Annotated in this window: 8 protein-coding genes and 1 pseudogene; 2 read left to right on the forward strand and 7 right to left on the reverse strand. The window is 66.2% G+C overall.

Annotated elements, in window-relative coordinates; all coding sequences use genetic code 11:
- The 7 genes and pseudogenes from ACTIIH_RS15175 to rimP form a co-directional block, all read right to left on the reverse strand.
- Positions 1 to 257: pseudogene (locus ACTIIH_RS15175) on the reverse strand (tRNA pseudouridine(55) synthase TruB); the annotation flags it as partial.
- A 12-nt stretch (positions 258 to 269) separates the two neighbouring features.
- Complete coding sequence (locus tag ACTIIH_RS15180) at positions 270 to 1,172, reverse strand: ligand-binding protein SH3 (RefSeq protein ID WP_441452715.1); 903 nt, start codon at positions 1,170 to 1,172, stop codon at positions 270 to 272.
- Between the two features lie 194 nt (positions 1,173 to 1,366).
- Positions 1,367 to 1,801, reverse strand: a complete 435-nt coding sequence (rbfA, locus tag ACTIIH_RS15185) for a 30S ribosome-binding factor RbfA (RefSeq protein WP_101547292.1) — start codon at positions 1,799 to 1,801, stop codon at positions 1,367 to 1,369.
- A 190-nt stretch (positions 1,802 to 1,991) separates the two neighbouring features.
- Positions 1,992 to 4,910, reverse strand: a complete 2,919-nt coding sequence (infB, locus tag ACTIIH_RS15190; protein WP_441452716.1) for a translation initiation factor IF-2 — start codon at positions 4,908 to 4,910, stop codon at positions 1,992 to 1,994.
- 130 nt (positions 4,911 to 5,040) lie between these two features.
- Positions 5,041 to 5,418 carry a YlxR family protein gene (locus ACTIIH_RS15195; protein WP_441452717.1) on the reverse strand — a complete coding sequence of 126 codons (378 nt, stop codon included), beginning with the start codon at positions 5,416 to 5,418 and terminating at the stop codon, positions 5,041 to 5,043.
- Positions 5,388 to 6,350 (reverse strand): transcription termination factor NusA, encoded by a 963-nt coding sequence (gene nusA, locus ACTIIH_RS15200; protein ID WP_441090763.1) that lies wholly within the window; start codon positions 6,348 to 6,350, stop codon positions 5,388 to 5,390. The genes ACTIIH_RS15195 and nusA overlap by 31 nt, the downstream gene beginning before the upstream one ends.
- Positions 6,351 to 6,487: 137 nt before the next feature.
- Positions 6,488 to 6,952: a ribosome maturation factor RimP gene (gene rimP, locus ACTIIH_RS15205; RefSeq protein ID WP_169252659.1), complete on the reverse strand. Its 465-nt coding sequence runs from the start codon at positions 6,950 to 6,952 to the stop codon at positions 6,488 to 6,490.
- A gap of 179 nt (positions 6,953 to 7,131) precedes the next feature.
- Here rimP and ACTIIH_RS15210 point away from each other — a divergent pair, with 179 nt between their 5' ends.
- Positions 7,132 to 8,127 carry a hypothetical protein gene (locus tag ACTIIH_RS15210; RefSeq protein ID WP_441452718.1) on the forward strand — a complete coding sequence of 332 codons (996 nt, stop codon included), beginning with the start codon at positions 7,132 to 7,134 and terminating at the stop codon, positions 8,125 to 8,127.
- The coding region (locus tag ACTIIH_RS15215; protein ID WP_441452719.1) for an aminoglycoside phosphotransferase family protein at positions 8,124 to 9,031 on the forward strand (908 nt) is incomplete at its 3' end. The genes ACTIIH_RS15210 and ACTIIH_RS15215, both read left to right, overlap by 4 nt.

Here is a 9,031-nt window from a genome sequence, read left to right on the forward strand (position 1 = left end):
GCATCATCGGTCGGGGTCGACGACCCCAGACGGATGGTGGCGAAATAGGTCTTCGAGACCCCGGTGATATAGGTGAGCAGCTTGGTGCCGCGGCCGAGGCCGAGGACGAGCACGCCCGTGGCCATCGGGTCGAGAGTGCCGGCGTGGCCGACCTTCTTCGTCCCGAACCAGCGGCGGATGCGTGAGACCACACCGTGGGAGCTCAGCCCCGGCGGTTTGTCGCAGACGAGGACGCCCTGCGGGGAAGAATCGCTCACTGGGTTCGGCGATCAGTTGAAGGACACGTGCACGTGGTCGAAGTGGTTGGCGGTCGCGCCTCCGCGGTCCCCCATACCCTTCCAGCCCCGTCCGGGCATCCAGATGCGCTGCTCCCAGATGACGTACTTGACGTTGAGGGAGCCCTGGTTCTGGATAAGGTAGTCGGCGATGCGGTCGCCGGTGGAGCCGGTGATCATGATGTCGACGGCTTCTCCGGTGTTATGGTCCGAACCGGTGCCGGGTCGACGTCCGCCGAAGGTCTTGACCTCGGGGAACTTCGCGCAGACGGCACGGTAGCCGTTGACGGCGTTCGGCAGCAGACCGGACTCGATCGACGACGACACGCTGCACGGCGGTGCCGAGGTGTCCGAGGAGGTGCCGCCGGAGGACTTCTCATCGCCCGACTTCTCATCGGACGAGGAATCGTCGCTCTTCTTCTCAGCGGCCGAGGATTCGGCGCTCTTATTCTCAGCGGCCGAGGATTCGGCGGTCGGCTTGGGCTTCGGCGGAGCCTTGACCTCGAGATCGGTCTTCGAAGTCCTGTTCTTGTACTTCGGGTCGTCCTTGACCTTCTCCAGGTACTCTTCGCCGGCCTTCTTGCGTTCGGCGTCGAGCTCTTTCTGGCTCGGGGTCGAGGCGGTGGTCGACTCCTCGGGGGTCGTCGATGCGGCTTCGGTGGTGACGTTGCCGGACTCGGGCGGTCCCATGACGACGGTCGAACCGACGACTGCGGCGGTCGCAGCTGCTGGAACGGCGATCGCGGCGACGACGGGACGCTGCTTGACGGTCGCCAGCACGGAAGTCGCCGAGGACGGCGCATTCGCTGCGCGTCGGCCTGCGGGGCGCTTGCCGGGAGTCAGGTCCCGGATCAGCTGCTTCGCGAACGACGGCTTCGGTGAGGAGTGCTTACCCAATGCAGAATTCCCTTAACAGAGTCGTAATCATTTCGTTACCGCAAAAAGTCTACGACATCTCGGAAAGATAACAAAACTGTTACGAGAACTTTTTTCGCGACGTGACGAAGCTCAAATCGGACCCGGGACGGCCATTCCGCCGCTCCCCACCCGATGACCAGGCGCGATGGACTCTGTCCGCTGGGAAGCGACGATCACTCCTCGTCGGCGTCGTCGGCCTTCTTGTACGGGTCGGATTCACCTGCATGCTGCGCGTCCTTGGCCAACCCGGCCACTCGAGCATCGTCGGCGGCAGCCTGAGCGAGCAGTCCGTCGAGACGGGCGGCCGCCTCGGGGACGGCGTCGGCGATGAATTCGAGGCTCGGGGTCAGACGGATCGTCAGCCCCTTGCCGACCTCGGAGCGGATGAATCCCTTGGCCGATTCGAGGGCATGACCGGTGCCGACGAGATCCTGGTCGTCGCCGTAGACGGTATAGAAGATGGTGGCGTGCTGCAGATCGCCGGTCACGCGCACATCGGTGACGGTGACGAAGCCGAGGCGGGGATCCTTGAGCTTGCGCTCGATGGTGCTGGCGACGATGACCTTGATCTGGTCGGCGATCTTGCGGGCCCGTGTCGAGTCTGCCATGGTGCGTGTCCTTCTGTTCGGGGCCGGAACAACTCTTCCGGCCCTATGTTAGCTGTGCAATCGAACCGGCTCCGGCCGGTCACCCCTTCAGGGGGCCGACCGGAGCCGTCGACTCACGGTGCGAGTCCCATCCTCCTCGGCTGCGCTGATGCGCTGTCGGATCAGCGGGTGCGACGCACTGTGCGACCGATCAGTCGCGCGGCTTCTCCTGCATCTCGAAGGTCTCGATGATGTCGCCGACGCGCAGGTCGTTGAACTTGCCGAGTCCGATACCGCACTCGTAGCCCTCGCGGACCTCGGTCGCATCGTCCTTGAACCGACGCAGCGATTCGATGTGGACATTGTCGCCGATGACGATTCCGTCGCGGGTGACGCGAGCGGTCGAGTTCCGCTTGATGATGCCGTCGCGGACGATCGAACCGGCGATGTTGCCGAACTTCGAGGAGCGGAAGACCTCGCGGATCTCCGCGGTACCGGTCTGGACCTCTTCGTACTCGGGCTTGAGCATGCCCTTGAGCGAGGACTCGATGTCGTCGATCGCCTGGTAGATGACCGAGTAGTAGCGGACGTCGACGCCTTCGCGGTCTGCCAGGTCGCGAGCCTTCGCTTCCGGACGGACGTTGAAGCCGAGGACGATCGCGTTGTCGACCGTGGCCAGGTTGATGTCGTTCTCCGTGATCGCACCGACGCCGCGGTGGATGATCCGCAGGTCGACGTCGTCGCCCACATCGATCTTGAGCAGCGAATCCTCGAGCGCTTCGACAGCACCGGAGACGTCACCCTTGAGGATGAGGTTGAGCATGTCGACCTTGCCCTCAGCCAGAGCCTTCGTGAAGTCCTCGAGGCTGATGCGCTTGCGACCGCGGGCCTGAGCGGCGTTGCGCTCGATGGCGTCACGCTTCTCAGCGATCTGACGGGCCGTGCGATCGTCATCGGTGGAGATGAACGAGTCACCGGCACGCGGGACGGACGACAGACCGAGCACCTGCACGGGGCGGGAGGGTCCGGCCTCCTCGACGACGTTTCCGTTTTCGTCGAACATCGCACGCACACGTCCGTAGGCGGTGCCGCAGACGATGGCGTCGCCCTGACGCAGGGTGCCGGACTCGACGAGCACGGTGGCAACCGCACCGCGGCCCTTGTCGAGCTTGGCTTCGATTGCGATGCCGCGAGCGGACTTGTTTGGGTTCGCCCGCAGGTCCAGGGCCGCATCGGTGGTCAGCAGAACGGACTCGAGCAGCTGGTCGATGCCCTCGCGCTTGAGCGCGGAGATCGGCACGAACATGGTCTCGCCGCCGTATTCTTCGGCCACGAGGTTGTATTCGGTCAGCTGCTGCATGACCTTGGCGGGGTTGGCGCCTTCCTTGTCGATCTTGTTCACGGCCACGACGATCGGCACATCGGCCGCCTGAGCGTGGTTGAGAGCTTCGATCGTCTGCGGCATGACGCCGTCGTCGGCGGCGACCACGAGGATCGCGAGGTCCGTCGACTTCGCACCACGGGCACGCATGGCGGTGAACGCCTCGTGACCCGGGGTGTCGAGGAAGGTGATCTTGCGATCTTCGCCCTCGTGCTCGACCTCGGCCTGGTAGGCACCGATGTGCTGGGTGATTCCGCCGGCTTCGCGGGAAGCGACATTGGCCGAGCGGATCGCGTCGAGCAGCTTGGTCTTACCGTGGTCGACGTGACCCATGACGGTGACGACCGGCGGACGTGCCTGCAGGTCCTCGTCGTCCTCTTCTGCGGCTTCGGCATCGAGGTCGATGTCGAAGGTCTCCAGCAGCTCACGGTCTTCGTCTTCGGGCGAGACGATCTCGATCTTGTAGCCGAGCTCTTCGCCGAGGACGTCGAAGGTCGCCTCGTCGAGGGACTGGGTGATCGTGGCCATCTCACCGAGGTGGAAGAGCACGGTCACGAGGTTCGTCGGATCGGTGTTGATCTTCTCGGCGAAGTCGGCCAGCGAGGAGCCGCGACGCAGACGCAGCGGCGTGTTGCCGTCTCCGCGCGGAACGGTGACGCCACCGACCGAGGGAGCCTGCATCTGCTCGAGCTCTGCGCGCTTCGCCCGCTTCGACTTGCGTCCCTTCTGACGGGGACCGCCGCCGCGGCCGAATGCACCCTGCGTGCTTCCGCGACCGCGACCTGAACCGCGACCACCGGGACCGCCGCCGGGTCCACGACGAGGACCGCCGGGAGCGCCGCCCGGGGCACCGGGTGCGCCGCCTGGGGCGTTTCCGCGTCCGCCGCCGCGACCGCGGCCGGGAGCGGGCTTGTTCAGTGCCGAGTTCTTCAGCATCGACGGGTTCGGGCGTGGTGCGCCCGGGCGAGGTGCCGGACGGGGGCCGCCCGAGGTCTCGTCACCGCCGGAGCGCTGCTTGTGACCGGCCTTCGGCATTCCCTGCGACGGGGCGAACGGGTTGTTGCCGGGGCGTCCGCCCTGGCCACCCTGACCGTCTTGGCCACCCTGGCCGCCGGAACGACCGCCGGGCTTGGGACCGCGACCGGGCTTCGGCATTCCCTGCGAGGACGCGAAGGGGTTGTTTCCGGGACGCGCGGCACCACGACCGCCGGGCTTTCCGGCAGCACCCGGCTTGGGAGCACCGGGTTTCGGGGCTCCGGGCTTGGGCGCGGCCGCCGGCTTCGGGGCTCCGGGCTTCGGCGCCGAGGAGGCAGCCGGCTTGGCTGCGGGAGCCTCCGACGATTCGGTTGCCTTCGGAGCAGCCGGGGTCGCCGGCTTGGCGCCGGGCTTCGGTGCGGACTTCGCAGCGGGGGCGGCATCCTCGGCGGGGGCCGATTTCGCCGAACCGGCAGACTTCGCAGCATCCGGCTTGGCAGCCGACTTCGCGGCGGGCTTGGGTGCGGGCTTCGCACCGGGCTTCGGGGCTCCGGGCTTCGCGGCCGGCTTGGCGGCCTTCTTCGCGCCGGTCGACTTCCCACCGTCGGCGGAAGCGGAATCGGCGAATGCCTCCTTCACGCGGCGCACAACGGGCGCTTCGAGCGTCGAAGAGGCGGAGCGAACGAATTCGCCCATGTCCTGGAGCTTTTCGAGGACGTTCTTACTTGTTGTGCCGAGCTCTTTCGCGAGCTCATGGACACGGGGCTTTGCCACAGTTCTCCTGTCCGGGTTCTTTCCCGGTCAGGAAAGAACCTCATCAATGAAGAGCAGTACTCATTTCACTGCTCTCTCGAATTCCGTCTGGGTGTCATCGTGCGACACTCACAACTTGTCATCCATTCGGCTACCCGTTCTCTTTGGGTTCGGTGTCCGGCCTCGGGAGGTCCGAGGCGGTGATCTTCGTTCGAAAGGATCGAGCGAAGGCGGCAGTGGTCAGGGCCCTGTTCAGGCACTTCTCATCGGGGTGCACCCACGCACCACGTCCCGGCAGTGTCGCTGACACGTCGTGGACGACGGCGGGATGCTGATCGGGGCGGAACACGAAGCGCGTCAGCTCGTCCCGACCGGCCCTCTGCCTACAGGCGATGCACGTCCTTACGGGTCCATCACCAACATTCACAATGAATGATTCTACAGCACCGGCACCCCCGCTCGCGCCAAGGGGCCAGTGGTGCCGATCACTGCGAAAGGCTACTCGCCTGCGACGATGTCGATCTTCCACCCGGTGAGCTTCGCCGCCAGGCGGGCGTTCTGCCCTTCCTTGCCGATGGCCAGGGACAGCTGGTCGACGGGGACGACGGCCCGGGATTCCTGCGCGGCGGCGTCGAGGATCTCGACGCTCTTGGCCTTGGCCGGGGACAGCGCGTGGGCGATGAATTTCGCCGGGTCGTCGGAGTAGTCGACGATGTCGATCTTCTCCTGGCCGAGTTCGTTCATCACCGCGCGCACACGTGAGCCGAGCTCGCCGATGCACGATCCCTTCGCGTTGACTCCCGGCTTCGTGGCGCGCACGGCGAGCTTCGTTCGGTGGCCGGCCTCGCGGGCCAGAGACACGATCTCGACGGTGCCGTCGGCGATCTCCGGGGCTTCATGGGCGAAGAGTCGGCGCACGAGGTTCGGGTGGGTGCGGGAGACGGTGACCGAGGTGCCCTTCGTGCCCTTGTGCACATCGGCGATGTAGACGCGCAGTCTGGTGCCGTGGGAGTAGGTCTCGCCGGGGACCTGTTCGTGCGGGGGCAGCACCGCCTCGACGTCGCCGATGTCGACCTGGACCATCTGCGGGTCCCGGCCCTGCTGGATGATGCCCGAGACGATCTCGCCCTCGCGGCCCTTGAACGTGCCGAGCAAGGTCTCGTCCTCAACATCGCGCAGCCGCTGGTGGATGACCTGTCGGGCGGTCTGGGCGGCGATGCGGCCGAAGCCGGTGGGAGTGTCGTCGAACTCGCCGATCGGGTTGTCGTCGTTGTCGAACTCCACGGCGAGGATGCGCACCTCACCGGTGGACTTGTCGAGTTCGGCACGGGCGTCGGGCCAAGCTCCTTCGGTCTTCTGATAGGCGAGGAAGAGCGCCTGTTCGATGAGCTCGATGAGGGTTTCCAGCGGAATCTCACGCTCTCGTTCGATCACGCGCAGAACATTGAGGTCGATGTCCATGTCTAAATCCTCTCTCGCTCAACCGAGCATTGAATTGTCTGTGTTCACTTATGCAGGCGTAATAGTCTATCCCAGTCCGCGCCCGCACTCTGTCCGTGCTGGGGCGACCTCGCCGCCGGCGGAGCGTGAGGTTCGCCTCAGCGGAACTTCAGTTCCACCTGAGCTTTGCGGATCTCGCCGAGGTCGACCGTCTTCGACTCCTTGCGCTGGGGGTCCGTGCCCGTGATCGAACTCTCCCCCACCTCGGCGAGATCGAGCTTGAAGGTGTCCTTCTTCGTCGTGATCTCCAGGCGCCGGCCGATGACGCGTCGGAAGTGGCGGGGGGTCTCGAGCTTCCGGGTGGCACCGGGGCTCGTGACCTCGAGCTGATAGGGCTTGTCCCGGAAGATCTCGACCTCATCGAGGGCGTCGCCGACGATCTTCGTCGATTCTGCGATCTTCTCCATCGACATCGGATCGGTGCTCGATTCGTCGAGGTCGACGACGACGGTGAGCGTGCGCCGTGGTCCGGCAGCGACGGCTTTGACGGTCTCGAGGTGGAATCCCGCATCCTGCAGGGGCGGGGCGAGCAGGCCCTTGATCCGCTCGACGTCTTCGTCCATGTCTCCTCCATTTCTCTGGCCTCTCCCCTCGCCGAGGTGGGGCGCGGGGCCGGCGCACCGTGCACGTGTGCGACCGCCGTGTTCTCACCCACCCTAAGCGACAGGCGCCGTCGAGGTTAAGCCTTCGACCTGGTTCGGGCGTCCCGCGGCGTCGACGGGGCATCCGATAGGATTGCCGTATGCGTTTTCCCGTCAGTCGCCGCGGCCTGCTGACTGCCGGCGTCGGCGGGTTGAGCCTGGGCCTGCTCACCGCCTGCGGCCTGCGCCTCGATCAGGATCCGGAGATCCCGACGCTCGATGCCACCCAGCAGCTGCGCAATCGTCTGGCCCGCATCTTCGACTCCGCCTCCCCCGGCTCAGGGGATCCCGAAACCGCTGGTGAGGACCTCGCCGCTTTCGCTGCGGCGGTCGGACCGGTATGGAATCCGCCGACAGAGTTCGCCACCGAGGCACCCCCGACCGAGGATGAACGGACCTTCGTCCAAGCCGCCGAGGTGGCCTCCCGCACCGTCTTCGAGGCCTCCGCGTCCTTGGGATCGGGTCTCATTCCCGTCCTGGCCGATGTGTCCACAGGTCTGGCCCTGGTCGCCGGGGCCAAGAAGCCGGAGATCATCACCACCGCTGCCGAACTCATCCGTGCCGGGCGTGAGCAGCTCGACGGCTCGAACCCCGGCGATGAGTCGACGGCGTCCCCCAGCGCCACCGCCAAGGCCGACGCGGATGCTGGGACGAACGACTCCGGAAACGAAGTGCCCGCGGGGCAGGCAGACAGGTACAACGCGATCCTCAACCAGTCGCGGGCGGCCGCGTACGGCTATGAGCGGCTCGCCGTGAACTTCGACTCGAAGTCACACGAACGCTCGGCTGCGCTGGCTCGGCTCGAATCCCTGGGTGCTCTGTCCGGGGAGATGCTCGAACGCCTCGGTGAGCACACGGCCGATCCGGCCGCCTCGGCGTGGAAGGTCGATCCCACCCCGACGGACGCGGACTCCGCGAAGGACCTCGCGCTCTCCCTCGAGGACGGCATCGCGTCGGCACTTCTGCCCTGGTTGGAGGCGGATGCCTCGGCGATTCTGCGGCTGTGGGAATCGGCCCGGACCCGGATGGCATTCGCCGATCCGCAGCCGCTGCGTTTCACCTATGACCAACCCGGGCAGGCGGAGGTGCAGAAGTGAAGGTTCCACCGGTTCTCTACCGTGCCACGCGCGAGATCATCGGCGAATACCGCACCGATTCGTGGATTGCGGCGCTCGACTATATGGCCAATGAGCTTCTCGACCGATGGAAGCTGCGCTTCGACGACGTGCCCGGGGCCCCATGGGCCGGCTGCGAGTCCTTGGTGATTCCGGTGCTCACGCAGGAGAACTATCAGGGGGTGCTGCGGTTCGCGGCTCCTACCTCGGCGCATACGGCCGCGCATGCGCAGGTGCTGCGGGCGCTGAAGATGTGGAACGGGCACGGGGCGGTGCGGGTCATCCGGGATGATCGCAGCTTCCGGGTCACTCTCCAGGAGCGGCTGCGCACGAAGGACAATCTCTCCGTGCTGCCTCTGGCCGATGTGCCACCGATCTGGGGTGCCCTGCAGCGGTCCCTGGAGATTCCGGCAGCTTCGGAGTTCCTGCGCGTCCAGGATGTCGTGGCAGGGTGGCTGAACTCGTTCGATGCCGATGCCGCGCTGCTGACCGGGTGGTCGGAGGCGGGTCCGCACGATTCCCTGCTGCTATCGTCCGCCCGCAATTGGATGCAGACCCTGGCCTCGTCGGATGAGAACTGGCTCATCCATGCCGATCTGCACTACTACAACATCCTCGCCGGCAACCCCGATCCGACGGGCATCTCCACATGGAAGGCCATCGATCCGCAGCCCTTGGCCGGTCCGACGGCCTACACCTTGGCCCCGATCCTGTGGAACCGCCTGGCCGAGATCCCCTCGGACCATCCGCAGGCGCAGGCAGCGTGGCTGCGCGGCTTCGCCACGGACCTGGCGCTGTGCGCCGGTGTCGATCCGCAGTACGGGATGGGCGCGACCGTGGCTCGTGAGGTCACGAACATGTTCTGGTACCTGCGCGCAGCCTCCGG

This window comes from Brevibacterium sp. (genome assembly GCF_052105255.1).
In the GTDB taxonomy this organism is placed as follows: domain Bacteria; phylum Actinomycetota; class Actinomycetes; order Actinomycetales; family Brevibacteriaceae; genus Brevibacterium; species Brevibacterium linens_B.